General features: G+C 42.0%; 28 protein-coding genes, 2 tRNA genes, 2 rRNA genes and 1 pseudogene. 7 read left to right on the forward strand and 26 right to left on the reverse strand.

What is annotated here, in order from left to right:
- Positions 1 to 18: 18 nt before the first annotated feature.
- From JOC74_RS17390 to JOC74_RS17435, 10 genes are all read right to left on the reverse strand, one after another.
- Positions 19 to 855 (reverse strand): ATP-binding cassette domain-containing protein, encoded by an 837-nt coding sequence (locus JOC74_RS17390; protein ID WP_053606218.1) that lies wholly within the window; start codon positions 853 to 855, stop codon positions 19 to 21.
- Positions 855 to 1,703, reverse strand: a complete 849-nt coding sequence (locus JOC74_RS17395) for an alpha-D-ribose 1-methylphosphonate 5-phosphate C-P-lyase PhnJ (protein ID WP_376773414.1) — start codon at positions 1,701 to 1,703, stop codon at positions 855 to 857. The genes JOC74_RS17390 and JOC74_RS17395 overlap by 1 nt, the downstream gene beginning before the upstream one ends.
- Before the next feature lie 34 nt (positions 1,704 to 1,737).
- Complete coding sequence (locus JOC74_RS17400) at positions 1,738 to 2,853, reverse strand: carbon-phosphorus lyase complex subunit PhnI (RefSeq protein WP_053605719.1); 1,116 nt, start codon at positions 2,851 to 2,853, stop codon at positions 1,738 to 1,740.
- Positions 2,854 to 3,480, reverse strand: coding sequence for a phosphonate C-P lyase system protein PhnH (gene phnH / locus JOC74_RS17405; RefSeq protein WP_053605718.1), 627 nt, complete (start codon positions 3,478 to 3,480; stop codon positions 2,854 to 2,856).
- Entirely contained in the window at positions 3,467 to 3,904 is a 438-nt protein-coding gene (phnG, locus tag JOC74_RS17410; protein ID WP_053605717.1) for a phosphonate C-P lyase system protein PhnG, read from the reverse strand. The genes phnH and phnG overlap by 14 nt, the downstream gene beginning before the upstream one ends.
- Before the next feature lie 176 nt (positions 3,905 to 4,080).
- On the reverse strand, positions 4,081 to 4,890 hold the full coding sequence (locus JOC74_RS17415) for a PhnE/PtxC family ABC transporter permease (RefSeq protein WP_225970419.1): 810 nt from the start codon (positions 4,888 to 4,890) through the stop codon (positions 4,081 to 4,083).
- Positions 4,891 to 4,940: 50 nt separating this feature from the next.
- Positions 4,941 to 5,726, reverse strand: a complete 786-nt coding sequence (locus tag JOC74_RS17420; protein ID WP_053605715.1) for an ABC transporter permease subunit — start codon at positions 5,724 to 5,726, stop codon at positions 4,941 to 4,943.
- Entirely contained in the window at positions 5,716 to 6,504 is a 789-nt protein-coding gene (gene phnC / locus JOC74_RS17425; protein WP_053605714.1) for a phosphonate ABC transporter ATP-binding protein, read from the reverse strand. The genes JOC74_RS17420 and phnC overlap by 11 nt, the downstream gene beginning before the upstream one ends.
- 32 nt (positions 6,505 to 6,536) lie before the next feature.
- Positions 6,537 to 7,565 (reverse strand): phosphate/phosphite/phosphonate ABC transporter substrate-binding protein, encoded by a 1,029-nt coding sequence (gene phnD / locus JOC74_RS17430; RefSeq protein ID WP_053605713.1) that lies wholly within the window; start codon positions 7,563 to 7,565, stop codon positions 6,537 to 6,539.
- 61 nt (positions 7,566 to 7,626) lie between these two features.
- The gene (locus JOC74_RS17435; protein WP_053605712.1) at positions 7,627 to 8,349 is read right to left on the reverse strand and encodes a GntR family transcriptional regulator; all 723 of its coding nucleotides are present in this window, start codon (positions 8,347 to 8,349) and stop codon (positions 7,627 to 7,629) included.
- Positions 8,350 to 8,721: 372 nt separating this feature from the next.
- Here JOC74_RS17435 and JOC74_RS17440 point away from each other — a divergent pair, with 372 nt between their 5' ends.
- The 4 genes and pseudogenes from JOC74_RS17440 to JOC74_RS17455 all read left to right on the forward strand — a co-directional run bounded on the left by JOC74_RS17440 (position 8,722) and on the right by JOC74_RS17455 (position 11,480).
- Positions 8,722 to 9,258: a TetR/AcrR family transcriptional regulator gene (locus JOC74_RS17440; protein WP_053605711.1), complete on the forward strand. Its 537-nt coding sequence runs from the start codon at positions 8,722 to 8,724 to the stop codon at positions 9,256 to 9,258.
- A 153-nt stretch (positions 9,259 to 9,411) separates the two neighbouring features.
- Positions 9,412 to 10,044: pseudogene (locus JOC74_RS17445) on the forward strand (beta-keto acid cleavage family enzyme); the annotation flags it as partial.
- 2 nt (positions 10,045 to 10,046) lie between these two features.
- The gene (locus JOC74_RS17450) at positions 10,047 to 10,994 is read left to right on the forward strand and encodes an L-carnitine dehydrogenase (protein WP_053605710.1); all 948 of its coding nucleotides are present in this window, start codon (positions 10,047 to 10,049) and stop codon (positions 10,992 to 10,994) included.
- 15 nt (positions 10,995 to 11,009) lie between these two features.
- Complete coding sequence (locus JOC74_RS17455) at positions 11,010 to 11,480, forward strand: thioesterase family protein (RefSeq protein ID WP_053605709.1); 471 nt, start codon at positions 11,010 to 11,012, stop codon at positions 11,478 to 11,480.
- An 81-nt stretch (positions 11,481 to 11,561) separates the two neighbouring features.
- Here the strand turns inward: JOC74_RS17455 and JOC74_RS17460 are convergent, their stop codons facing one another.
- The 5 genes from JOC74_RS17460 to groES form a co-directional block, all read right to left on the reverse strand.
- A complete protein-coding gene (locus JOC74_RS17460) occupies positions 11,562 to 12,221 on the reverse strand; it encodes a hypothetical protein (RefSeq protein WP_053605708.1) in 660 nt (219 codons plus the stop codon).
- Between the two features lie 992 nt (positions 12,222 to 13,213).
- Positions 13,214 to 14,179: a hypothetical protein gene (locus JOC74_RS17465; RefSeq protein WP_211086238.1), complete on the reverse strand. Its 966-nt coding sequence runs from the start codon at positions 14,177 to 14,179 to the stop codon at positions 13,214 to 13,216.
- 104 nt (positions 14,180 to 14,283) lie between these two features.
- On the reverse strand, positions 14,284 to 14,748 hold the full coding sequence (locus tag JOC74_RS17470) for a DUF3995 domain-containing protein (RefSeq protein ID WP_053605706.1): 465 nt from the start codon (positions 14,746 to 14,748) through the stop codon (positions 14,284 to 14,286).
- 524 nt (positions 14,749 to 15,272) lie between these two features.
- A complete protein-coding gene (gene groL / locus JOC74_RS17475; RefSeq protein ID WP_053605705.1) occupies positions 15,273 to 16,910 on the reverse strand; it encodes a chaperonin GroEL in 1,638 nt (545 codons plus the stop codon).
- Positions 16,911 to 16,955: 45 nt separating this feature from the next.
- Positions 16,956 to 17,240, reverse strand: coding sequence for a co-chaperone GroES (groES, locus tag JOC74_RS17480; protein ID WP_053605704.1), 285 nt, complete (start codon positions 17,238 to 17,240; stop codon positions 16,956 to 16,958).
- Between the two features lie 241 nt (positions 17,241 to 17,481).
- Here groES and JOC74_RS17485 point away from each other — a divergent pair, with 241 nt between their 5' ends.
- Together JOC74_RS17485 and JOC74_RS17490 are read left to right on the forward strand one after the other, a co-directional pair.
- Positions 17,482 to 18,195: a CPBP family intramembrane glutamic endopeptidase gene (locus tag JOC74_RS17485; protein WP_053605703.1), complete on the forward strand. Its 714-nt coding sequence runs from the start codon at positions 17,482 to 17,484 to the stop codon at positions 18,193 to 18,195.
- Complete coding sequence (locus tag JOC74_RS17490) at positions 18,192 to 18,383, forward strand: DUF4305 domain-containing protein (RefSeq protein ID WP_053605702.1); 192 nt, start codon at positions 18,192 to 18,194, stop codon at positions 18,381 to 18,383. Before JOC74_RS17485 ends, JOC74_RS17490 begins: the two co-directional genes overlap by 4 nt.
- A 64-nt stretch (positions 18,384 to 18,447) precedes the next feature.
- On the opposite strand, the gene JOC74_RS17495 is transcribed toward JOC74_RS17490, so the two are convergent.
- Both JOC74_RS17495 and moaC read right to left on the reverse strand, forming a co-directional pair.
- On the reverse strand, positions 18,448 to 19,098 hold the full coding sequence (locus JOC74_RS17495; protein WP_053605701.1) for a redox-sensing transcriptional repressor Rex: 651 nt from the start codon (positions 19,096 to 19,098) through the stop codon (positions 18,448 to 18,450).
- A 24-nt stretch (positions 19,099 to 19,122) separates the two neighbouring features.
- Positions 19,123 to 19,611, reverse strand: a complete 489-nt coding sequence (gene moaC / locus JOC74_RS17500) for a cyclic pyranopterin monophosphate synthase MoaC (protein WP_053605700.1) — start codon at positions 19,609 to 19,611, stop codon at positions 19,123 to 19,125.
- Positions 19,612 to 19,752: 141 nt separating this feature from the next.
- On the opposite strand from moaC, the gene JOC74_RS17505 reads away from it, so the two are divergent.
- Positions 19,753 to 21,675 (forward strand): ABC-F family ATP-binding cassette domain-containing protein, encoded by a 1,923-nt coding sequence (locus JOC74_RS17505; RefSeq protein WP_053605699.1) that lies wholly within the window; start codon positions 19,753 to 19,755, stop codon positions 21,673 to 21,675.
- A 432-nt stretch (positions 21,676 to 22,107) separates the two neighbouring features.
- Here the strand turns inward: JOC74_RS17505 and tsaD are convergent, their stop codons facing one another.
- The 9 genes from tsaD to JOC74_RS17550 all read right to left on the reverse strand — a co-directional run.
- Positions 22,108 to 23,130, reverse strand: coding sequence for a tRNA (adenosine(37)-N6)-threonylcarbamoyltransferase complex transferase subunit TsaD (gene tsaD / locus JOC74_RS17510; RefSeq protein ID WP_053605698.1), 1,023 nt, complete (start codon positions 23,128 to 23,130; stop codon positions 22,108 to 22,110).
- On the reverse strand, positions 23,120 to 23,578 hold the full coding sequence (rimI, locus tag JOC74_RS17515; protein WP_053605697.1) for a ribosomal protein S18-alanine N-acetyltransferase: 459 nt from the start codon (positions 23,576 to 23,578) through the stop codon (positions 23,120 to 23,122). Before rimI ends, tsaD begins: the two co-directional genes overlap by 11 nt.
- 8 nt (positions 23,579 to 23,586) lie before the next feature.
- Complete coding sequence (gene tsaB, locus JOC74_RS17520; RefSeq protein ID WP_053605696.1) at positions 23,587 to 24,279, reverse strand: tRNA (adenosine(37)-N6)-threonylcarbamoyltransferase complex dimerization subunit type 1 TsaB; 693 nt, start codon at positions 24,277 to 24,279, stop codon at positions 23,587 to 23,589.
- The gene (gene tsaE, locus JOC74_RS17525; protein ID WP_053605695.1) at positions 24,279 to 24,737 is read right to left on the reverse strand and encodes a tRNA (adenosine(37)-N6)-threonylcarbamoyltransferase complex ATPase subunit type 1 TsaE; all 459 of its coding nucleotides are present in this window, start codon (positions 24,735 to 24,737) and stop codon (positions 24,279 to 24,281) included. Before tsaE ends, tsaB begins: the two co-directional genes overlap by 1 nt.
- A gap of 10 nt (positions 24,738 to 24,747) precedes the next feature.
- Positions 24,748 to 25,728 carry a thiamine-phosphate kinase gene (gene thiL / locus JOC74_RS17530; RefSeq protein ID WP_053605694.1) on the reverse strand — a complete coding sequence of 327 codons (981 nt, stop codon included), beginning with the start codon at positions 25,726 to 25,728 and terminating at the stop codon, positions 24,748 to 24,750.
- 161 nt (positions 25,729 to 25,889) lie between these two features.
- Positions 25,890 to 25,966 (reverse strand) — tRNA-Asp (locus JOC74_RS17535).
- Between the two features lie 64 nt (positions 25,967 to 26,030).
- A tRNA-Met gene (locus tag JOC74_RS17540) sits at positions 26,031 to 26,107 on the reverse strand.
- Between the two features lie 46 nt (positions 26,108 to 26,153).
- A 5S ribosomal RNA gene (gene rrf, locus JOC74_RS17545) occupies positions 26,154 to 26,269 on the reverse strand.
- A gap of 213 nt (positions 26,270 to 26,482) precedes the next feature.
- Positions 26,483 to 26,579, reverse strand: a 23S ribosomal RNA gene (locus JOC74_RS17550); the annotation flags it as partial.

Below are 26,579 nucleotides of genomic sequence, written 5' to 3' on the forward strand. Positions count from 1 at the left end.
TTTTTCACCTCATCTCTGTTATAAAAGCGAATGAACAAGCAACTGTGTATATTCATGCTGCGGATCCTCTAAAATTTGGTCTGTTAGGCCCTGTTCAACTACTTTTCCGCTCTTCATCACCATCGTACGATCTGCCAGCATCCGAATGACCCCTAAATCATGAGACACAACGATCATCGCAACACGAAGCTCACGCTGAATGCTGCGTATCAAATCCAATACCTTTGCCTGGACGGATAGGTCGAGCCCTGTCGTTACCTCATCTAAAAGCAGAATTGGTGGATTATTGGCAAGGGCTTTAGAGATCTGAACACGTTGCTGCATACCGCCGCTGAAATTTTTTGGCAGCTCATCCATCCTTGCAACAGGAATTTCGACGTGCTCCAGCAAAGCAGAGGCGCGCTCGCGAATCGTTCCCACATGATAGGTTCCGGACGCAATGAGCTTCTCTGCAATGTTTCCGCCACTGGAAAATGACATCTTCAAGCCGAGCCACGGATTCTGATAAACCATTCCCATTAAATAATTTCGAATGTACCTTTTTTGTTGGGGCGATACAGAAAAGATGTCGGCGGTGCCTTCTTTATAGGATGAAATGCTCGCTGTTCCCGAAGTAATACTGTCATCAAAATAAAGACTTTTAACAAGTGTACTTTTTCCAGAGCCGCTCTCACCGACGATTCCAAGAATTTCACCTTCGTATAAGTCAAAGATTACGTTCCGGCAAGCCCAAACGCTTCCGCAATATGCGCAGCGATTTTCTTCTCCCAGCATATCCGGAGCCGCGCATTTCGGGCATCCTTCTCCGTATCTCTTATTGACATTTCGTACCTTTAATAGCGGTGTTTCCGTCATCATGCTTCAACGCTCCTTTTGTTTTGTACTTTTGCACAATGAGCTGTATCCGAGCATTGATATACTTTTTCTCCTGTTTCGCTGTTGTAAATCTCATCGAGGAACGTATTATCACTGCCGCAAAGCTGGCATGATAACCCATCAAACTGCTCGACTTTAAAACGATAATCCTCAAACTCAAGCGGTTCAACATTCGTATAGGGCGGTACGGCATATATCTTCTTTTCACGCCCAGCCCCAAAAAGATAAAGCCCGTCAGCTTGGTGAAGCTTTAATAGATCGTAGCGGGGAATCGGGCTGGGATTAAAAATATAGCGTCCGTTTACGAGACCCGGATAGTCGGCTCCAATCGTAATTTCTCCCCAGCGGACAATATCCTCATAAAGCCTGAGCCACATACTGCTATAATCCATTTCGGCATGAAGCCGCTTCGTCTCTTGTTCCTTTGCTTCCACACGTCGCAGAGGTTCTGGCATCGGAACCTGAAAGACAAGGATTTGATCCTCACGGAGCGGAACCTCTGGAATACGGTGTCTCGTTTGAATAATTGTCGCCTCTTCAGAATCGTCTGTTGGAATCACTTCTGAACAATTTTCCACTAATTGTTTGATGCTCACCGCATTGACACTATCATCGTGTCCTTGATCGATGACCTTCAATCGATCATTATCGCCAATCAGTGATAACGTGAGCTGGAGCCCGCCTGTGCCCCAGCCTCTGCCAATCGGCAGCTCTCTTGAAGCAAAAGGAACCTGGTAGCCGGGAATAGCAACAGCCTTTAGCGTAGCCCGGCGAATTTCTCTTTTTGATCCTTCATCTAAAAAAGCATAATTGTACGTTTGTTCGATTTGATACTCCATCTTCGCTTTCTCCTTTCCCTGACTATATAAGACTGTTCTTTTCAGCTACTTTCGCATTATCGTCTGTTGCCGGCTTTTGTGCCTGCCTGATCCGATCGAGCATTGATTGGAACGTAATATAATGCGGCAGCTTTAAATGTGATACAAACCCGTTTGATTCAACACTGTCGATATGTAACAGAACAAACTCTTCATCCTGAGTAGGGCTGTTTCCTGCTGTTTCCAGGCTTCGCTCTAAAATCGCCATCGAGATCGCTTTTACTTCGTTTTGTCCAAATGCCAGGCCATAACCAAGCATGAATTCTACATCGCCTTGATCATTTTGCGTAAACGAGTTGATTGTTTCTACTTCTGTCAGCATTACTTCACCGATATACAATTCCTCGTCATCCCCAAACGGATAAGGGATGTGAACCTCTGAATACCCTACTCTCAGCTCTCCAATCGTAGGGTGGACTGGACCATACCCTCTCATACTGCTATAAGCAAGTGCAGTCATAGCCCCTGTCTCTCCGCGGGCAAGTGTTTGAAGCCGGGCAGAACGCGAAGCCGGAAAGGTCATTTTTTCTCGTGTAATATCAAATGGCTCGGTCTCCTCTGCCTCTCGATTAGCGAGAAGCCCCTGTTCCCTTAATAGATCAGCTACTTTTTTCATAGTCATCGCTACAGATTCTTGTTCCTCATGTTCCAGCTCTATAGAATCAAGAAAATCCCGGAGCGCCATGTCATCTTCGTTTCTTAAGTCAAAGTTTAATAACCGGTGCTTATAGTCATAGGTTGGTCCGAGCAGCTGTCCTCCCGGGATATTTTTAAACGCTGATGATATTCTTCTAATCACGCGCATATTCTCTGGCTCAACCGTTGAAGAATAGTAGTTTCTCGGTAAAGTTGATCGGTAGGCTCTTAGTAAAAATGCCGCTTCAGCGGGATCGCCCTCTGATTGCTTTAAAGCAAGAGCAGCGTATTCCGGTGCATATAGTCCGCCTTCCCCCATGACACGATCCACTAACAGTCTCATTTGCTTCTCAATCTGCTCGCTTGACAATACTTCCTTTGCATCCTGCAGCCGGTAACAATCGATTAGCTTGCTTGCATGCTCAATCGCTTTTTGTCCGCCCGTCACCGCAACGTATCCCATTTAGCATTCCTCCCATTCGATTACCGTAGTTCTGGGGATTGCTAGTACTTCACCGGCTCTTGAAACAAGAATCATGTCTATTCCGATTGGAAACTCACCGTTGATCCTTTTTCTTTCCTCAAGCCAATCGATTGAAAATCCAGTAATATGAATCTCACAAGAATGTTGAATTCCCGGTCCTCTTAATATCAGCTTTTGTCCCTTCACAGCTTCCTCTGAAAATGATTCCACAGCGAGAAGCAGTGTTGCACTTTCATGAGGATTTTCCAAAGTACCAGTCCGAAGGCTGCCCGTTACTTGCTGGATTTCTTCCTTTTCCAAGGCTTGATTTATGAAAACATAATCTGCTGCATCAGCAGCAACAATGGGGCTCAATGTTTTCCAATGTATATGCTTTTCAATTTCTTCCTTTGGGACGGATAGAACAGCGAAGCTTGCTTCCCGGTCAACTAACGTATAAGCTAACCCCAATAAAGCAGTTGGAAAATCCGCTATTTGTTCAACGCTTGAGATGATTGGCGCAATGGAATTGATTTTTCCTGGTCTTGCCATTCCGTCGAGCAGCTTACGGTAAATCGCTTGTGTATCGTGAACCATGTCAAAACTTGAATCTTTAGCTTTTTGCATTGTAATCCTCCATCGTATCAAAATTCACTCTGGAACCGGATAATCTAGTTATTTCTTTCTGCTGCTTCTGCTTGATATATTGCTCTTCTTTTTCGAGTGCCGGCAGCCAGGCTTCTGTGATCGGAAGCTTGGCATTAAATGCGCCATCTACCAGGGCGATTTGATATGCTTTTTGCGGTTCTTCCCCCATTAATACACCCATTCCGTAATGTCCGTTTACTTGGACAACACATTCGGTCACGAGCACCTCACCCGTGTAAAACGGCTGCCTTGAGACGGAATCTCTTGTTTTCATCATCACGAGTCCCGTTCGCGGAGAACGCTCCAAGTTTAAGTCTGCAAATGCCTCTACCTGGGTCGCGAATTGTTCCAATAACTCACGATTGCCTTCTATCAAAATTTTCGTTAATCTAGCTTTTCTCATAGCTTCTCCTTTCACGAAATGTTTTCTTAGGAGCTTTCACTCTTGATTACTTTCAATCTAACTTGTCACCAAGTTTCTATGGTTAAGCGAATGTAAAAGAATATGAAATGTATGTAAATATGTTCAAAAAAAAAGAAAGTAACCAAGTCTGGCACTTTCTTTGGGCAAAATAGATATTAATTTACATTTAATCTTTTCTTTAATTGAGTCGCTAGTACTTCCAATAGAATGGCAAAGGCAAGAATAAAGTACGTGATCATACCAACTTCACGCAGATCAAAATAAAAGCCGCTCGCCATAAACATATCATAACCAATTCCACCGGCACCCGCGGCTGCACCCATAGCCACAGAAACACCAAAATTGATCTCAAATCTCACGAACGTCCAGGACACCAGATACGTTAAGCTTGAGGGAATAACAGCTTGGAAAACAATCTGCCACCAGCCTGCTCCGCTCCCGCGCAATGCTTCGATGACACCTTCATCGAGTTCTTCAAAGGATTCAGAGAATGCTTTCGTCAAGTAGCCGATTGAATGAAACGTCATGCCGATGACGGCAGCTACACTGCCCAGACCAGCCGAAATGGCAAAAATAAGCACCCACAATACGGTCGGAACAGCGCGAATAAAGGCAATGATTCCTTTAATGGCTTTCGAAGCGGCTTTCGAAGACAAATTTTGAGCTGCAAACAAGCCTAAAAATAAAGCAATAACAGCTCCGAACAGGGTCGTCAGGAAAGCTAGTCCAATCGTAATTAATACCTGGTAAATCGCTTCAGAGAATGTAAAATGGGCAAAGTGCGCTTCCACAAACATAATCTTGAAGTTTTCAATGGTTGCAGCGATCGCACCAATTATTTGAATATCCTTATAATCAAAACTAAAAAAAGCGTAAACCGTTAGTATCGCCAGCATAACCAAGGTAACCCGAAGGGCAAAGGTAGATTTGTCAAATGGCTTCTTTATTGTAAAGTCAGAACTCATCTCAGGGTTGGCAGAATCAGTTACGGACTTCATAGATCCTTGAGTCTTCATTACAATATCACCCTTCTCACGTAGTTTGATACCAGTTCAATAAGCAGGATGGACAGAATGATTGTAATGACCACCAAACTAGCCGAATTATAATTTAGGCTTTTATAATAAAGATCAAAGGAAAATCCGATTCCAGTCCCTGTTAAAATCCCGACTAGCGTTGCACTTCTTATGTTCGTTTCGATCATGAAAAGAATCCAGCTGATGATTTGCGGAATACTGGCAGGAATAACTGAATGGATAATTACCGGAAAATATTGTGCCCCTGTTGCCTCCAAAGCTTCAACAGCTCCGCTTCCGACTTCATCAATCGTTTCCGTAAATGCTCTCGTTAAAAATCCAAATGAAACGAAAAACAGTGCAAAAAAACCTGTTAAAGAACTTTGGCCAAAAGAGAAAAGCAGGATCATCGACCATGCTGCTACATCAATATTTCTAAAAAGTGTAGCAATTCCTCTGCTAATCACTGACAGGACACCATTTAAACTAGTCGTTTTTGATCCGAAAATTGCAAAAAACAGTGCAAAAATTGCCGCTATCGAAGAAGAGGCAATTGACATAAAAATAGTCTCTAATAATTTATCCAAAATAGAAGGCAGATTTCTTAGCGAATCTTGATCAGGATAAAAATTGCTGAACCCCCAAAAAATCGCTTCCGGAATAGAGGTGAACCCTTCTACAATATTATATTGTGTAATGATCATAGCTCCGTAAGTAATCATTACGATAATTGCCAGAACAATGATCGAACGCAGTCTTTTTTTTAGAAAGAAATCAGATTGCATGCTGTCCACCTGCATCCATAATCAATTTTCCGGACTCAGATCCATAAATCTCATGAATCTTTTCCTTCGTCATATCTTCCGGTGATCCATTGTAAACGACCTGGCCTTTGCTGACTCCGATAACTCGATCCGCATAGTTTAAGGCGACATCCACTTGGTGAAGATTGACGAGCACAGTAATTCCCATGGAAGTTGAAATATTTTTCAAATGATCCATAATCACTCTAGACGCATTCGGGTCTAGAGAAGCTATCGGCTCATCACAAAGTAATAATTTCGGATTTTGAATTAAAGCTCGGGCGATCCCAACTCGCTGCTTCTGTCCTCCGCTCAGTTGATCACACCGTTTGTAAATCTGATCCTCCAGGCCTAAAATATTTAAAATTTTGACTGCCTCCATTTTTTCTTCCTTGGAATACAGTCCTAACATTCCTGCCATCATCGATTTGTATCCGAGTCTTCCGTGTAATACATTTTCAATGACGCTCAAACGATTTACGAGATTATAATGTTGAAAGATCATACCGATTTTCGTTCTGACCTTTCGTAAATTTCGCTTTCCTAACGACATCATTTCGACATCATCAAAATGTACTTCTCCGCCGGATGCATCGATCATTCTATTGATGCAGCGAAGGAGAGTTGATTTCCCTGCTCCCGAAGGACCAATGATGGAAACAAACTCCCCTTCTTTTACGGAGAAGCTAACATTTGATAACGCCTTCGTTTCTTTTCCATACTGCTTTTCAATTTTCTTTAATTGAAGTAACGTTGTCAATGCCAACCTCTCCTTGTTTGCATGATTATTTACTACTTAGAAAGCTCACGGATCGGATCGAACCAAGAATCTTCCACTTCTACAAAACGTTCTTTGTCTGTTTTAAAGAATAATCCCGGTTTTCCAGAATCTTTCGGAACAAAAATCTTATCATTATTCATAACTTCATCTGAAACTAAAGCTTCTTTAATCTTCTTAACATCTTCTTCATTGACCGTTTCGGTATTCACTGCAAAAGGTGCATTTAACACAGGAGTTGTAGAGATAATGGAAAATTCTTTACCTTTAACTGTGTTAAATGGTTCAGCTGCATCATCTTTTACTTTGTAAACCGCTCCAGCAGTATTCTCTTCACCATCTGCCAATTCTACATAGTTCGCGACACAAGTATCACAGAACGCAGCAGCATCCGCTTTTCCTGATAATAGGTTTACTGCAGATCCTTGGTGAGAGCCGCCAAATAGCACTTCACTAAAGAATTTTCCGCCTTCAAGCAGGTCTTCTGCCTTTAAATCCTTGTATTTATCCATTTTGCTGAAGTAAGAAACAATATTGGTAGAAGGTACTTTGAACCCTGATGTTGAGCTGTTGGAAACGAATGAAAATTTCTTATCTGCAATGTTATCGATCTTGAATTCGCTGCCGTCTTTGTACTTATCCTGTTCCCCATTGTTAACTGCAAGCCAGCTATTATACTTAGCATCGTCCAGAGTACCGGAAGGACCGCTTGGAACGACAATCGATTGAACCTTGTTATTTTTCGTATTTGCTTCAATATAACCTTGCGCTCCCATAAATGCTACGTCAGCAGAACCATTAGCAAGAGCCTCGATGGCAATAATATAGTCTGTTGTTGTTTTATGTTCTACTTTTTTACCAGTAGTCTCTTCGAAAACCTTGCCGATTTCTTCACGGGCATCTGCCATATCAGCACCGGATTCGTTCGGGTACCAAGCAATGGTTAGCGTATCGTCCCCAGATCCATTTGCACCGCTTGTACCACAAGCAGATAATGCAAAAACCAAAGTCAACAACATTAAAAGCTGAATCATTTTTTTCATTTTTGACTCTCCCCTAAATATGTAATATTTTTAACTGCTCTCTGTTTGGATAGCTCCCGATTTAATATACGATTAAACATTTATGCATATCGCTTCGCATCCTTGAAACACTATATTCAACCGGGGATCCGCTTGGGTGATTCATTAAGTTTTCCATTTGAATGATCGGGATGTTTTCAGGCATTTCCAGGATTTCAGCATCCTTCCATACAGGAAGGCATCCTTGAAACACTGATCTGCTTCGGATCGGGCGGAAGTGATATTGCTTCTCCAGCAAACCATATAAGGAAGAAAAACCATCAAAATGATGTTCGAGATTAGGGACTTCTATCTCAGGAATGACAGTTGTCGTAATCGAAATCGGTTTGTCATCTACATATCTTAAAATCTCTAAACGATAAATTGTTTCATCTTCATGAATTTGCAGATTTGACCGCTCAGCTAATGAAGAAAGACCCTTTTCCCAATGCAAAAGCCGACTTTCATGCTGCACTCCTTGACTGTCCATAATTTCCGAAAAACGTGTTTGAGAGGATAAGACGTATTGAATGGGCTTGGGAATTCGATTAATATAGCAGCCTTTCCCTTGCACTGGAGTGACCCAGCCTTGATTGGTAATTCTGGCTATCGCCTGCCTAACCACATGCCTATTCACTTGAAAAAGGTGGCAAAGCTTATGTTCAGACGGGATTTTCTCATTTTCCTTATACTCTCCATTGCGAATGTTTTCAATTAAAAACTCGGCAATTTTCAAGTGCTGTGCGGAGTCATCATTACCCTTCATGATCGCAATATTTCTCCCCTCCTGACGAATTACTAGTTCATTTTAACTTGTCAACAAGTTGTAATGGTTAAGGCAGTGTAAAAAATTGTATACTCCGTGTAAATTGTCGAATTACAAAAGCTTCATAATTTTATAAAAAAGGGAAGAAATATAAGTGACTTTTGGCGTGTATTTTAGCGAAAGTCATTGTAAACGAAAGATATTTAATATTAAAAATGAAAATTACAATTATATATATAGATAAATAGGACAATCTTTAGTCCACTTTGCCATGAGTGTTGCATCGAAACCGTCTGAATAGTAAAGTAAAGAGCAAATAACATTCACAAGACAAAATAATCAAATTAAATTTTTATATAAAAGGGGATAAGAATGGGCAGAAATTCTAGGAAGATAGATATCCTAACGGCGGCTTCTAAAATTGTAAGCGATCGTGGAATCTTTAATTTAACGCTAGAAGCAGTAGCGGAGGAAGCGGGAATTAGTAAGGGTGGTTTGCTTTATCACTATCCGTCGAAGGAAGCGCTTGTAAAAGGCATGGTCGAGCATTTGGCAAGTAACTACCAAGAAAAAATTAATAAGAATGCATGCGCTGACCCAATTGAAAAAGGAAAATGGACACGGTCTTTTCTAGATGTCACATTTAATCAAAGTTATGAGAACAAAGACATGAATGCCGGGCTGCTTGCTGCTAAAGCTGTGAATTCAGACTTGCTAGAACCGATCCGAGAGGCTTATAAAAGCTGGCAGAAGGAGATTGAGAATGATGGATTGGATCCCGTGAAAGCAACGATCATCCGTCTGGCGATTGATGGAATCTGGTTATCCGAGCTGTTTGATCTTTACCAACTCGACGAAGAGAAAAAGGAAGAGATCTATAACACGTTAAAATCATGGGCAGAAGAATGAACATAATTATATAATAATCCGCAAGCTCCACCCTTTTTAGGGAGGAGCTTTTATTATGCAATTTTATAAAGGTGAACATATTAAGAGTAATAAGGCTGTTAATTCCTAATCCAGACTACTAGAGACTTGAAACAAAACCGTCCGGATGGTATAGTTTCTGATTTCATCCCAAATCTTGACACACCTGCAGCAGGCAGCAATGGAACGGATATGCAGACACCTGCTGAACGTCACCAGCCTGTAGGAGAACTGCTTCCGGAAATGTGTACATTGGACTGCGGAAGTACAAACTTCGGTAATATGATTTATTTGAGTCCGACTGACTGGCTTAGAGAACAGGCGAAATTAATACAAGAATGCGGAGTTAAACCTGAGCTGGAGTGTTTTGATACGGGCCATATCCGTTTTGCCAATCAACTGATTCAAGAAGGGCTTATAGACGGCGATCCAATGTTCCAGTTTTGCATGGGAATTCCTTGGGGAGCGGAAGCAGACGCTGAAACGATTTTATATATGAAGAATCGTATCCCTGAAAATGCTCATTGGTCTGCGTTTGGAATCGGACGTATGCAAATGCCGATTGCCACGCAATCTGCTATGCTCGGCGGCAATATCCGCGTTGGTCTGGAAGATAATATATATTTGAAAAAAGGTGTGCCGGCACGTAACGACCAGCTTGTTGATAAAGCTGTTCAGATGCTGCACGGCAATGGATTGGACGTCTTGACACCACAAGAAGCTCGCGAACAATTCAATCTACGAAATCCTCATAAAGGAGGCCAATAAAAATGAAGGAAGCAATCAAGAAAGTTTCCGTTATCGGAACCGGAGTTATTGGAAATGGCTGGATTGCACGCTTTTTAGCACAAGGCTATGATGTTACCGCATTTGACCCGGCAGAAGGTGCTGAAGAACGCACACGGAAAGCGATTGATCACGCTTGGACGTCACTCGAAAAACGAGGTCTTGCTCCAGACGCTTCTAAAGATCGTTTAACGTTTAAAGACGACTTAGCAGAAGCAGTGGCAGATGCTGACTATATTCAAGAGAATGTTCCGGAACGTGAAGAATTGAAAAAGAATGTGTTGAACACGATTGATCAGCATGCCAAACCAGAAGACATGATAGGATCAAGTACTTCTGGAATTATGCCAAGCATTTTACAGGCCGGCATGAAGCATCCTGAGCGATTCTTTGTTGCGCATCCGTTTAACCCTGTTTATTTACTTCCGCTTGTCGAAGTGATAGGGGGCAAAAAAACCAATGGAGCAGTCATTGAAATGGCTAACAAGTTTTTCGAATCCATTGATATGAAGCCTCTAGTTCTTCATAAAGAAATAGATGGCCATGTTGCAGATCGTTTAATGGAAGCATTGTGGCGTGAAGCACTTCACCTTGTTAATGATGGAATCGCCACAACAGAGGAAGTAGATAATGCGATCATTTACGGAGCGGGACTGCGCTGGGCTCAAATGGGTCCTTTCCTTACCTTCCACTTAGCTGGTGGTGAACAAGGCATGCGCCATATGTTAGAACAATTCGGACCAGCACTGAAACTGCCTTGGACAAAGCTCGAAGCTCCCGAACTCACAGATGAATTGAAGGAGCGCGTCATTGCGGGATGCGAAAGCTACTCCGGCGATCAATCCGTTGCTGAGCTCGAAGCCAAGCGTAATGAATTCCTAGTGAAATTACTGGATCTTGTAGAAGAATATTGGCCAGAATCGAAACAGTAGATTGGAGTGAAAAACATGCCTGAGCAAGCTTTTAATTATACCGATTATGTGCGAGAAGAGTGGGTCGATTATAACGGTCATATGAACGATGCGGCTTATGCTGCTGTATTCAGCTACGCAGTGGATTCTTTTATGGATGCTGTCGGTTTAGATGAAGAGTCGCGTCACTCACTAAGCTATACGATTTTTACACTTGAAACACACCTATGCTATTTAAAAGAAGCGCACAAAAATGAGCCGCTGCATGTTTCTGTTCAACTACTGGATGATGACGCTAAACGGCTGCACGTATTTTTCACCATGAAAAATGAAGCGGGAGAGCAGCTTGCTACAAGTGAGCAAATGTTAATGGGGATGAACACCTCAGAAGGCAGACCAGCTCCATTCCCGGAATCAGTATCGCAGCATATTCAGGAACTGCGACAGGAGCATGAACATTTAGAAACACCGAACCAAGTAGGGAGAAAGATTGGGATTAGACGATAAATTTTTTTAAACTCTCGATCCTTTCTGTATATTGACGCATCGTTTCTTTCGATAGAAACAACTGCGTCAATAACAGATCTTCTATCCATTAATATAGTTAAACAAGACTTCATTTTTTCTCTCATCGCCAAATGAGCGGGTGACTCCCCAAATCTTATCTACTTCAGTGCCATTTATTTCAGCGTCTAAATCATGAAAAATCCGGTGCAAATAACGAATCGACATTGAATCTCCCTCCTGCCCGATGACGAAAAAAGCCTCAGCATTAGAAAGATCATTCAAAACTTCTGAATCACTAAAGCCATCCTTTTTCAAATACGAAATATCCTCTTTTAATTGCTGCCATTCGGGGCTTTCTGCAAGCGTATGTAAATCAACAGAATCCAAGTGCCCCCAGCCGGCTAAGTCGTTTAAGTAATTATGCTGTTTACGAATAATCTCTTTCACCTTTGCTTCATCTTTATAAGCGACGTCCGTATCATAATCTCCATACTGGAATGTAACAAGAAAGTCCTTCGCTTCTTTGGACAAATTCTTTGCTTCGGCGATATTTCGACCGCCTTTTTCAGAAGAGTTTGCTGTTTTAGAAGCCTTTTCCTCATTGTTTATTTGGTTAGCAGCTTCTTCTCCCCCACCTTGCTTGCTCGCTTCGATTCTTTGATTGGTTAGATAAAAATAGACCCCTGTACCCGTTACCACTATGATGCTTAAACAAAGTAATGTAATTAAAAACACCTTCAATAAGTCCATCTCCTCTGTTTCCTAGTAAATTATTACATAACACAACCTATTATAACAATGAAATTCCATTTTCTGAATAATAGGATATAGAATAATAAATGACGTAAAAATGGATTATCGTAGATACAAAATGAAAAAAAGCTTCCCACAAGTTTCATTGAACTTATGAGAAGCTTCTTACTTTCATTTTAAAAAACCGGCAAACCGGCATCGGAAACATCATCTAGGACCTTGCTTTACCTTTTGTAGGCCAAAAGTTGCTGTAACGTGTGAATGTAACATCTAAAAAATCTTTTTAGAAATACTCCGTGGTTAAGGTTTAATTGTTCGTACCTTCAATTATCCACCAAGTTCTAATCGAGATCATTCCTTCTACTCGTTAATGAATAGACCTCAGGGTTCAGTGCTGAATCGAGATATTGCTTATTACTAAGTAATTTTCCTATTATATTTTTATTTTCTCTGACTGATTGATCTTTTTTTATAGTCTCCGTTTATAGCAGTCTGTTCAGAAAAATTATAATATAAACTTATATATTTTAAGTTCTTTTATAAAAGTTAGGCAAATGTTGGGCAAAAGGGGAACCCCCCCTCCTCCCCTCTAAAACCTTGGTATATCAAGGTTTATAGAGAAGAGATTACATCATGCCGCCCATGTAATGTGCAGTTTTATAGGTTCATATCTTCTTGTAGTAACCCCTTAGTTGCAACCTTGCATATAAAACTCCTTTTTAACTTTCAGGATAAAATTTTACTACTTTTTATACAAAGGATGGGCAAAATCATTTCGCTTAAAAACTGACGAATTAGATCATGAGTGGAAACTGTTAATCTTGCACACGCTGGAAATCGAAATAACGCCGGATGAAATTAGAGAGTTTTTTTAAAAATATAAAATAAAAAAGCTTAAATAAAAAGAAGGCTAACCTCTAATCATTTATTAAAGTTATTAGCAATTTGATCGAACATTATTCTAAAGCGTGTAATCAATTTCAGTTGGACTCATCTCGAAGGGCTCGACGGCGTTCGTGCAGCACCAGCAGGATAATCATCCCCATTATTACACCTAAGACGATGCCGGCCTGGGTGGTCAACAACCATGCCAATGGGTACTCTGGGGAGGGTGGCGCATCGAGTCGAACTGAAGATAAGGCGGAATAGAGGTTGTTGGAGAACAACGCTCCCGATGAAATCCATGCCGCTGCCATAGGGGGTAGAAACCACCTCGACCCACGGCGGGATGCTATCACCAGTATGCCCCACGCACCAGCAAAGGACCACACGCCTGTACTCAATGACATCAGGTGCCACCACACATCGCGTTCACCCATGGTTGCCGGATCGATGCCGAAAGAGCCGCCAACGGCCCAAAACACCTTGATGATACCGAGCAGAATGCAGCCGGCAAAGACGATCCTAGCCAAGATGATCTGCAGTTGTCGAGTATTGCCCGGCAACTCCTTGTAGTCGGTTATACCACTCAGCGCCTCTGGCCAACGTGCCTTTGCATACCCCGTTAATGCAAGCGGCAGGAAGATGCCGATCCCGAAAAGTGAGATCATGACAAAAATCTGCTCGTATACCCAGAAGTCGGCGGCACCTGCCTCTTGATCCCGGATCATAGCTGCAGGGCCCAGAACCGGTGCAATCAACAGCATGGGAACGAGCAAACCGGTACCAACCCAAATGGGTAGAGCAACCAACCACGCAGGTAGCCGCTCCCCCCACGGCCTGCAGAACGCCATTGCCAGAAGGATACCAATCGCAGCGAGAACGGCGGTTACTGCGTTTATAATGCGCCAGCTGGAGTCACCCATTTGCTCAGTTGGAAGGAAGAGACCGAAAGTCCATACGATTTTGATCAGCAGATAAGGTGTTACTGCTATTACGGCACCATAACCGCAGATTCTACGCAACCACATCAATCTTGAGGCCTGCCTCTCAGCACTATTTGTCATCTTCTCATCTCCTCTACAAGTTCTAACTCACTTTGTTTCATACTTTTACCGCTTTTAAACCTTTCTTGTACAACTTTCAAGTACTTATATTTCCTAGACTCATATTAGTGCCTTGCATAATGTGCAGCAATGCCGAGTGAAATGCCCCATACAAGAAACAGTCCATACCAAACATACCCCCATGCTGCCATTGGGTTCGCGTCTTGTGCAGCAAATGCGGGAGTTGATTGGACTCTGCCGATCGCAAACTGAAATTGAAGGACAAAATAGCTAAAGCCCCATACAGAAAGTCCGATCGAACCGATCCAAGCAGGGACAACCAACAACCATCTTGGAATCCGGTTACCCCAAGACTTTGAAAAGGCAAGCGCAAACATGGCTGCGAGAACAGAGAGACCTCCCATTACCCAAAAACCGATCGCCTGAGCCCAGAAATCATTTGGAGCTCTATCGAAGTCTCCAGGAAAAGCTAGTGGCACCCCTAATCCCCACCAAAAGTGCGGGAGAGCATATAATAAGGCTGATATGCAGGCTGAATATCCAGCCCAATTCATTCGTTTAACATTCATAATAAAATCACCTCAAAACCATTGTACTCAGCAAAAGGAAAGTCGAGGTGACCTCGAGTTTAAATCTAGTTTAAGTTTTGATATAAGAAAAGCAGAAGTATGCCTGGTTTCACAGATGCGGGTTTGATCATCCTAAAGATGTTTACACCACGTATTTCATTGGTGTAACTTTGAAATAAAGTTTGATTAAAAATATCCCACAAATCCTCATTCTACGGCAAAAGAAAATATCCATTTTGAAAAAAGATTTTATCAAGACCTAAATTAAAAAAATAAATAAATTAAAGGACATTACATATTTTATATGACTAATATGTAATGTCCTTTCTTATTCCCCTGGATCGACTTATCTCCACCAAAGAGAAAAGTTAAAAAAAGAAGCTTCCGACAAGATCAATTCTCTTACCGAAAGCTTCATTTTTTAACGTTTTTTATAAAAGTTGGGCAAATGATGGGCAGAAGGGGATTTCCACCCCTTCAACCGCCTCCAAAACCTTGATATATCAAGGTTATTAGAGGGAAGTTTACATCATGCCGCCCATTCCACCCATGCCGCCCATGTCAGGCATTCCGCCGCCAGCGCCGCCGCCTTCTTCAGGCTTATCAGCGACAACTGCTTCGGTAGTTAGGAACATAGCTGCTACAGAAGCTGCGTTTTGAAGTGCGTAGCGAGTTACTTTTGTAGGGTCAACGATACCAGCTTCGATCATGTTTACCCACTCATCGCTTGCAGCATTGTAGCCTATGCCGATTGCTTCTTTTTTCAAGCGCTCAACGATTACAGAACCTTCAAGGCCAGCGTTGTGTGCGATTTGGCGGATTGGCTCTTCTAGTGCGCGAAGAACAATGTTCACACCTGTTTGAACGTCGCCTTCTCCTTCGATAGCAGAAACTTTGCTGTATACGTTCACTAGCGCTGTTCCACCACCGGATACGATTCCTTCTTCTACTGCAGCGCGAGTAGAGTTCAAGGCATCCTCGATGCGAAGTTTACGCTCTTTTAATTCTGTTTCAGTTGCTGCGCCAACTTTGATGACAGCTACACCGCCAGCAAGTTTAGCTAAGCGCTCTTGAAGCTTTTCTTTATCGAATTCAGAAGTAGTTTCTTCTACTTGTGCACGGATTTGGTTTACGCGTGATGCGATATTTGCAGAATCGCCGGCTCCTTCAACAACTGTCGTGTTTTCTTTCGTTACAACAACTTTTGAAGCGCGTCCCAATTGACCGATTTCTGCAGATTTCAAATCAAGGCCAAGATCTTCTGTGATTACATCTCCGCCTGTAAGAACAGCGATGTCTTCAAGCATAGCTTTACGGCGGTCACCGAAGCCTGGAGCTTTAACAGCTACCGCATTGAAAGTTCCGCGAAGTTTGTTTAATACTAATGTAGCAAGAGCTTCACCTTCAATGTCTTCAGCAATCAATAATAGCGGCTTGCCTTGTTGAACAACCTGCTCAAGCACAGGAAGGATCTCTTGAATGTTAGTGATTTTTTTGTCAGTGATCAAGATGTAAGGATCGTCAAGAACCGCTTCCATCTTATCAGAGTCAGTAACCATGTAAGGAGATGCGTATCCGCGGTCGAATTGCATTCCTTCAACCACTTCAAGTTCAGTTGTGAAGCCTTTAGATTCTTCGATCGTAATAACGCCGTCGTTTCCAACGCGCTCCATCGCTTCTGCAATCAAGCTTCCTACTTCTTCGTCAGCGGCAGAAATAGCAGCAACCTGAGCAATAGATTCTTTTCCTTCGATTGGTTTAGAGATTTCTTTTAGATTTTCAACAGCAACAGCAACAGCTTTTTCAATCCCTTTGCGAACGCCGACAGGGTTAGCGCCAGCTGTTACGTTTTTAAGACCTTCACGAATCATAGCTTGAGCTAGAACTGTAGCAGTCGTTGTACCGTCACCAGCTACATCGTTTGTTTTACTAGCAACTTCGGCTACTAGCTTCGCACCCATGTTTTCAAATGCGTCTTCCAGCTCGATTTCTTTTGCAATCGTTACACCGTCATTTGTAATTAAAGGTGAACCGAATTTTTTCTCAAGAACGACATTGCGTCCTTTCGGTCCTAACGTTACTTTTACAGCATCAGCAAGTGCATCTACACCGCGAAGCATGGCACGGCGAGCTTCTTCGCTAAATTTAATATCTTTTGCCATCGTTTCGAAACCTCCTCATAATTTTAAAAATACGTTATTTATTTCTTAACCGATAACAGCTAAAATGTCGCTTTCGCGTAAAATTAAGTATTCAGTGCCTTCATATTTTACTTCAGTTCCGGCATATTTTGAGAAGATAATACGGTCTCCTGTTTTTACTTCTAATGCAACGCGCTCTCCGCTTTCTAACACGCGACCTGAACCAGCAGCAACAATTTTACCTTCCTGCGGCTTTTCTTTTGCGGAATCAGGCAAAACAATCCCGCTTGCAGTTTTTTCTTCAGATTCAACGAGTTCGATGACAACGCGATCACCTAATGGCTTTAACAATGAAACAACCTCCTCAATATAGTAAGTATGTAGTATTAGCACTCAACACTAATGAGTGCTAACACAGTTAATATAATATAGAAACTCTCAAGCAATTTCAAGTATAATGATTAAATTTTTTTCACGCTTACATGTATCGACAGTTTTCTTCGGAAACCCTTTGTAACCGAATATTTTCACTGTTTATGATACAATAATATGAAGTTCCACCCGACCTATTTAGAAAAGGAGTTCCGAGTCTTTGAATAAACAATATTGGTTCATCATTCTCACATACGTCTTGATGCATCTTTCATCAATTATTGGTTTGCCTCTTCTTTTTGCAATGGGCTATGAGCAAACTGAAGCAGCGGGCATCTGGACCATTTCCAGCTTTACAATCTGCCTGATCGTCGTTTTATTGATTTTGCGAACAGCACCCAAAACAACGCTTCGCAATAAATCGAAGGCATCGGTCGGTGCATCAATCGGATGGGCGATTGGCGGTATTTTTCTTGCATATTTCTCGCAGATCATAGCCGCTACCATCGAAATGTATATTTTTAGAATTGATCCGGGTTCTGAAAATACTGAGGCCATTTTAGCGCTTATTAAATCACTTCCATTAGTAATCGTTGTTTCCTCTATTTTCGGCCCGATTTTAGAAGAAATTATTTTCAGGAAAATTATCTTCGGCTCGCTGTATAAAAAAATGAACTTTTTCTTTGCTGGTTTAATCAGTTCGGTTATTTTTGCGGTCGTGCACATGGATTTCACCCATATTCTTCTTTATACTGCTATGGGGTTTGCCTTTGCCTTTTTATATGTAAGGACAAAACGGATAATAGTGCCGATTATCGCCCATATTTCGATGAACACGTTTGTCGTGATACTTCAGCTCAATTATGATCGCATACTCGAATTGCAAAAAGAGCTCGAGAAAATGCAGTTGATCATAGGTGGTTTCTTTTCATGAGAAGTCCTGCAGCATGGGGTGCCATCTATCTAATTGTAGGAATCATATTCATCTACTTTGCGGCTGTATCTCCTGAAAACATGTGGTCCTTCCACAGCTTCCTACTCATGATACTAGCCGCTTATAATATCTACACGGCTATAAAAATGTTTGCATTTTCGAACCAGCTCAGAAAAGCAAAGAAATAGAAAAAGACGTCTCGCTCATGAGACGTCTTTTTCTATTTTCCGGACTGCCGAAATGACAACAATCTTAAACCATTTTTTCTTCTGTGGAATAATGCTTTAAGAAATAAACCAATGATTGAAGCTCTACTGCCAAGTCTATATGATGAATGCGAATGTGTCCCGGCACATTCAAACGGGCCGGTGTGAAATTAAGAATTCCCTTGATACCCAATTTAACTAGACGATCGGTTATCGATTGAGCAGCTTGCGCTGGTACAGTTAAAATCGCAACGGGAATGTCAGCCGGAAAACGGCTCTCAAGCTCATCTAAATCATAGACGGGCACTCCGCCTACATCTGTACCTATTTTGTTTTCACTGATATCAAAAGCCATCGAAATTTTCGTATTATTGTTTTTGATAAAATTATAATGAAGAAAAGCAGTACCCAAATTTCCTACTCCGATTAAGGCTACGCTCGTCATTTCATCCTGATTCAGCGTTTTGCTGAAAAAAGAAAGCAGGTAATTGACGTTATACCCATAGCCTTTTTTGCCGAGCGCTCCAAAATATGAGAAGTCCCGGCGAATCGTCGCTGAATCTACTTTTACTGCATCACTAAGCTCTGCTGAAGATACTCGCTGCTTCCCAGAGGCATGCAAATTTTTTAAAAAACGATAATACAGCGGCAGACGCTTTGCTGTCGCTTGGGGAATTTTTGATTGATCCATATTCATTTGCGATCCTCCATCGTTGATTCTCTAGATTTTACCCCTTGAAAAATCGCCGCTCTTCCCTCCTGTTTTTTTCATTAGATAGGTTGGGCCAATAATCATCCCCTTGTCTATCGCCTTACACATATCATAGACGGTGAGAGCGCAAACGGACGCGGAAGTTAGCGCTTCCATTTCTACCCCCGTACTTCCCTTTGTTTTTACCATTGCTTGAATCATTAATTCATGATTCTCTTCGTCATTGCTCCAGCTAAAAGAGATGTCTACTCCTTTTAAGGGAATCGGATGACACATGGGAATAATAGTCGACGTTTGTTTTGCGGCCATAATGCCGGCAATTTGTGCTACGGAAAGGACATCTCCTTTTCCAATTTCCTGCCTGACGATTTTATCATATACTTCCTGATTCATTTGAACGCTTGATACTGCGATCGCCGTACGGACAGAATCGCTTTTCTCGCTAATATCGACCATCTTGGCTCTGCCTTGGTCATTAAAATGAGTGAATTTATTCATAGTAAAACTCTCCTTAAAAAGATCATACACTATTTTCTTCAATCTGTCTTTTTTTCTGGATAGTTTCTTTGATCTTATTGCCGTATTGTTTGCCGCTCTTTGCACAATAAGCTACACTAAAACTAACAGAGGTGAATCATCATGATTGTATTACAAGTCAACCAATTATATAAATCGTTCGGAGCAGAACCAATTCTATCCAATATCAAACTGGAGGTTAAATCCTCAGACCGTATAGCGATCGTCGGAAGGAACGGAGCAGGAAAATCCACCTTGCTAAAAATTATCGCAGGTCAGCTTGGATATGAAAAGGGAGAAATTATTAAACCAAAGGATTTATCTCTCGGCTACCTGGCTCAGCATACCGATCTTCAATCGGAACGAACGCTGCAAGAAGAATTGCTGTCCGTTTTCAGCCATCTTCAGGACATGGAAAAAGAAATGCGGTCTCTTGAAGAAAGAATGGCATCGGTTCAGCCTCAAGAGTTAGATCAGCTTATGAAAACCTACGACCGGCTGCAGCATGATTTTAAAGAACGGGGCGGCTACCAGTATGAAGCGGATGTCAGGTCCGTCTTGCACGGCTTAGGCTTTGCTGATTTTGATCAGGGAACAAAGATACAAAGCTTAAGCGGGGGTCAAAAAACCCGGCTTAAGCTTGGAAAGCTCTTGCTAAGCAGTCCGGATCTATTAATTCTTGATGAGCCGACCAACCACTTGGATATCGATACATTAACATGGCTTGAGCATTACTTGCAATCTTACAACGGAGCGATACTGATTGTTTCCCATGACCGCTACTTTCTGGATAAAGTCGTAACTCAGGTTTACGAGCTCTCACGTACAGAAAGCAAAAAATATAATGGAAATTACAGCTCCTATTTGAAGCAAAAAGCGGAAGATCTGGAAAGAAACATGAAGATCTATGAAAAACAGCAAACAGAAATTTCTCAGCTAAAGGATTTTGTCGAGCGAAACATTGCCCGCGCGTCAACAACAAAAAGAGCACAAAGCAGAAGAAAGCAGCTTGAAAAAATGGAAGTGCTGAATAAACCGCTTGGTGATGAAAAATCCGCTTCTTTTCGGTTTGAAATCACCCGGCAGAGCGGAAGCCAAGTCATCAGTGCAGAGGAGTTAACGATCGGCTATTCGGGTAAACCTCCGGTTCTCGAGGATATCTCCTTTCAAGTAACCAGAGGAGAAAGCGTAGCACTTGTCGGTCCGAATGGAATCGGAAAATCCACCCTTCTTAAAACCCTCATGCAAACGATCTCTCCCACTACCGGCCATATTCAAATAGGCACTAATGTTAGTATTGGGTACTATGATCAGGAACAAGCAAGGCTGAATTCTTCCAAAACGGTCCTGCATGAATTATGGGACGATTATCCTGGAGTCAATGAAAAAGAGATACGGACATGTTTAGGTAATTTTTTATTCTCCGGTGATGATGTACTAAAAAATGTGCAGTCGTTAAGCGGAGGTGAAAAAGCCAGACTTGCATTGGCCAAGCTCATGATGCAAAAGGCAAATTTTCTTATCCTTGACGAGCCGACAAACCATCTCGACCTCGACAGCAAAGAGATTCTGGAAAATGCTCTTATTGAATATCCCGGTACGATCCTGTTTGTTTCTCACGATCGATATTTTATTAATCGAATTGCTTCCAAAGTATTTGAGCTGTCACCAAAAAACGTGGAAGAATACTTAGGCGATTACGATTACTATATTGAGAAAAAAGCAAACCAGTTGGAGCTGGAACGCTTGGCTGAAGAAGGAGCAAATAAACAGCAAACCCCCCCCTCATCAGAAGCTAAACGAAGCTATGAAGATGAAAAGGAATTGAAAAAAAAGAAGCGCCAGCGCGAACGCAGAATAGCCGAAATTGAAGAACGGATCACAGAGCTGGAAGAGCTGATAGATATGAACAACCACAGACTTACTGATCCTGAAGTATATCAAGATCATGAACAGGTTCAGGACATTGACGCCGGTACAGAAAAAATGAATCTTGAACTGGAAGCCCTGCTTGCAGAATGGGAAAGCTTATCTTCAGAAGAATAAATGCACAGCTCCGCAGACGAATGCGGAGCTGTTTTTATCCACAGGTTAAATCCTTTGTTCACAAGATAAAATAGATGTTACCCACATAATCCACTATCTTGATAATATTTATCCACAAAACCACCATAGATTGAAGTACTGTTTTTCAATAAAGAAAGCGATTTTATTCACACCTGTTAATTAGTGTGGATAACTGTGTGTAAAAAGTTTTGGTTGAAAAGTCCGACAAATGGGATTAGTGCTGTTAATGAAGGACGTGGAGCACTCGTGCAATACATGCGTGCACTCGTAGTAAAGGGGGCTTCTGTTCAATTATCCCTGACATTTGTTCAATTACTCCCAAGTTCTGTCCAATTATATTTAAGATCTGTTCAATTTCTCCCGTAATCTCATTGTTTCAGAACAAAAAAGCCCCATCCATTTGATGAGACTTTAAAAAGCTGTTAACGGCAGACCTGGTTGTCCGTTCATATCCAGTTGTCCCCGTGATCCCTTCTCAAACGCCACTGTCCCTGCGGCTGCGATCATTGCCGCATTATCGGTACATAAAGACAGCGGAGGGATGACAAGTTCAATTGATTCATTGTTGCGGAAGGCTTGCTCAAGCGACTGCCTTAATCCTTGATTTGCCGCTACTCCTCCTGCAAGTAGGATTTGTTTTACTTCATACTCTTTTGCCGCTCGTTCTGTTTTGTTTACAAGAACATCAATGACACTTGATTGAAAACTTGCTGCTAAATCTTCTTTCGGGATCGAAATGCCTTTTTGTGAAGCATTGTGAAGAGTGTTTATAACAGCAGATTTTAAGCCGCTAAAGCTAAAGTTGTATGAATCCTCCATCCATGCCCGGGGAAGCGGGATGGATGCTTCACCTTTTTGCGCCAGCTTATCAATTTGCGGCCCTCCCGGATAGGGAAGCCCCATTGTCCGCGCTACTTTATCGTATGCCTCTCCGGCCGCATCGTCCAGTGTCTGTCCGATGACTTCAAACTCTCCATGCTCCTTCATATAAATCAATTCGGTATGACCACCTGAGACAACCAAGGCAAGCGCAGGGAATTTGATCTCTTGAATCAGCCGATTGGCATAAATATGCCCGGCAATATGGTGAACCCCTACAAGCGGAATTTGATGGGCAAAGCTTAACGCCTTAGCGGCATTAACTCCGATCAACAGAGCGCCAACGAGCCCAGGTCCTTCGGTAACCGCAATTGCATCTATCTCTTGAAAAGTTAAGCCTGATTGCTGTAAAGCTTCTTCCAGCACAATCGTCATTTGTTCCACGTGATGTCTCGAAGCGATTTCCGGCACCACTCCGCCAAATCGTTTATGGCTGTCGATTTGGGAAGCAACGACATTCGATACAATTTCCGTGCCATTTTTAACAATGGCTGCTGCTGTTTCATCACAGCTTGTTTCAACGCCTAAAATATAGATATCTTTTTTATTCTCCATTTAATTTCACCCACATGACATACGCATCTTCCCCGTTATCCGTATAATAGTTTTTTCTGATGCCGCCTGGAAGGAATCCTAGCTTTCGATACAACCCTTGAGCTGGATAGTTAGTCACCCTCACTTCCAATGACAGCTGCTTTGCTCCTTTTTGTTTACACACTCTGATCGCCGTTTTCAAAAGCTCTTCTCCATAGTACTTTCCCCTATATTCTTTCAAAATTGCTATGTTCGTAATTTGTGCATTATCTATTATGATCCATATGCCGCAATAGCCGATGACACGATTGTCTTTTTCAAGCACTAAATAATGAGCGTATTGATTATGGTAAAGCTCATGATAAAAGGACTCCTTTTTCCATGGAGTAGTAAAAGAACTTCTTTCTATATGATAAACTTCATCTATATCTTTTACTTCCATATATCTGATCATCAATTGAGTGTCCATAGCTCACCTTATTTTTGCTGTCTTTTCAGCCATTTTGCCTCTGCTTCTGCCAACCGGATATAATTGGGAACAAGGGTATGCGTACTTTCCGGATCTACATCCTTTCCCAGAAACGCCAGCTCTGAAGGTCTTGGCGAACTAAGTCCTTCTTGGCCAAAGCAAGCCTTTTCTCCTAATGCCTCCTGAATCTCATCTTGGTAAACAGAAACATCATGGCCGAGAAAAAGAACAGGCATATTTTCTTTTTTTAGTTGTTCAAGCCAATCTTTCATTAACACATTTTGATCTTCTTCAATCGTAAGAAGTTTTTCGTCTTCGTATTGATAAAGCCCTGTGTATACCTGACCTCGTCTCGCATCGAACAGAGGACAGATCTTACCTGCAAAATAACGGCCGTTTGCTGCGAGTACCTTTAAGCTGGATACGGGTACTACGGGAATTTGTAAAGACCAAGCGAAAGTCTTTGCAATCGTCACTCCGATACGTACCCCAGTATATGAACCAGGACCGTTTGCTACTACAATTTTCTTTACTTCTGATGGACTTTTATTTGCATCTTGCAACAGCCTTTCGATACCGGGCATAGCCCGCACCGAATGATTTTTTTGTAAATAGGTAATATGCTCTGCAATTATTGTTTTACCTTCAACCAGTGCTAGACCTAATGTCTGGTTGGAAGTGTCTATTGATAATATTGTCATTATTTGTTGATCTCCCTGCCAATCGATTCATAACGCTCGCCTGTTGCCTTGAGGGTGATTTCTCTTTTTTCATCACCGGCTCGCTTAATTACAATATCAATGCGTTCTTCTGGCAGCTGGTCTGCAATGAGATGCGCCCATTCCACAAGACAAACGCCGGAGCCGTAAAAGTACTCTTCAAGTCCGAGATCCTCTTCACCTTCACCCATCCGGTAAACATCCATATGGAAAAGCGGCATTCTTCCGCTTTGATATTCCTTGATAATAGTAAAGGTAGGGCTATTAACAATTTCTTTAATGTTCAGCCCCTCAGCAAACCCCTTTGTAAACGTCGTTTTTCCTGCCCCAAGATCGCCTTCTAATGTAATAACATCTCCTTCTTGAACATGCACGGCAAGCTTTTTGGCAAGGGCTTTAGTTTCTTCAGGTCCTGTTGTATAAAATAATAATGGTTTCATCATATTTCACCTATCTTTGTTTAAAATGATTATAGCCCTTTTTTCCAAGGATCTCCGCATGATTATTTTCATTCAAGAAAACCTTAGAAACTCCTTGTTTCGTCACATGCCCAATTGGATACACTTGAATCTTTGCAGCTTCACATTCTTTATAAAAATCATCCCACACTTCATGCGGAATCGTTCCTGCCAGTTCAAAATCTTCTCCGCCAAATAAAACCCATTCCTCCCATTTCGAACCCAGTTTTTTTAATTCAGGGTGTACAGGGAGCTGCTCTTTATTTATTTCTATTGTAACATTGCTAGCTTCTGCAATTTCATTTAATTCACTAGAAAGACCGTCACTAATATCATTCAATGCAACTCGTCCATATCGTGAACATATCAGTCCCACATCGACTCTGGGCACTGGTTTTTTATGACGCTGTAAAAAATATTGGCGCAATGCATCACTCTCAATTTTACATTCTTTATATAATAGAGACAGGCCTGCCGCTGATGAACCTAAATAACCCGTCACGAAAACAGTATCACCTGGTCTGGCGTAGCTTCGTAAACAAGCCTTTCCTTTTTCAATTTCTCCGATAGCCGTTACAGTAATGATCAGCTTATCCTCCGTGGATACTGTATCTCCGCCCAGTAAGTCCATATGATACAGCTTTGCCAGGTCCTTCATTCCTCCATACATTTCATCGATTTGTTCCTCTCTCCACGTTGAAGGAATAGCGAGGGAAACTAAATAATACTTCGGAATTCCGCCCATTGCAGCAATGTCACTTATATTTATGGCAAGCGCTTTGTAACCAATTTCAGACGGAGAAGAAAAGTGAGTCAGAAAATGGATACCTTCCACCATTGTATCTACACAGACAATTTCATTGAATTCAGTTCTGGCAGAGTAAATCGCTGCATCATCGCCTACTCCAACTTTCACTTCTTTTCTATTATATGTATTATGAGTAATACGACTGATCAGTTCAAATTCATCCATCCTTCCCCCTCCTCCCTTCATAGCATGCTTTCACTTTTATACATTAGTTTATCCGATTTGTTCACGCGTTCCAAGCACTAGATTTTTCGCTTATAGTCAAAATAAAATTTAGACATAAAAAAAAACGAAAACATTATGTTTCGTTTAGAAATTTATTATAATGGCGGTCCGGACGGGACTCGAACCCGCGACCTCCTGCGTGACAGGCAGGCATTCTAACCAACTGAACTACCGGACCATTGTTTTAACGCATTCTATTGACTCTTCTGAATATGTATATTCAATAGAAATACTTTGAATTTTGGTTGCGGGGACAGGATTTGAACCTGTGACCTTCGGGTTATGAGCCCGACGAGCTACCGAACTGCTCCACCCCGCGATGATATAAAATATACATGCGTTAGTTTTGCGTATATATAAACCAAGCTTGGCGGCGTCCTACTCTCACAGGGGGAATCCCCCAACTACCATCGGCGCTGAAGAGCTTAACTTCCGTGTTCGGCATGGGAACGGGTGTGACCTCTTCGCCATCGCCACCAAACTATGGGTTACGGCTTCCGATGAACGGCGGACTTCGTTGTCATCTTCGTTCAGTCGCATCCTCACGTACTTAAGTACGCTCCGGTGCTCCTTCACTCGATTCCTAGAATTCCTTGTTCCTCGGGAACCCTCTTGGGTTCGATAAGTGAACCGTAAGAGAGATATGTTCTCTCAAAACTGGATAACGTGGGGAGTATATGACATTCAATTAAACTAGGTTAAGTCCTCGATCGATTAGTATCTGTCAGCTCCATGTGTCACCACACGTCCACCTCAGACCTATCTACCTGATCATCTTTCAGGGATCTTAC

It is taken from the genome of Bacillus capparidis (assembly GCF_017832095.1).
In the GTDB taxonomy this organism is placed as follows: domain Bacteria; phylum Bacillota; class Bacilli; order Bacillales; family Bacillaceae; genus Bacillus; species Bacillus gobiensis.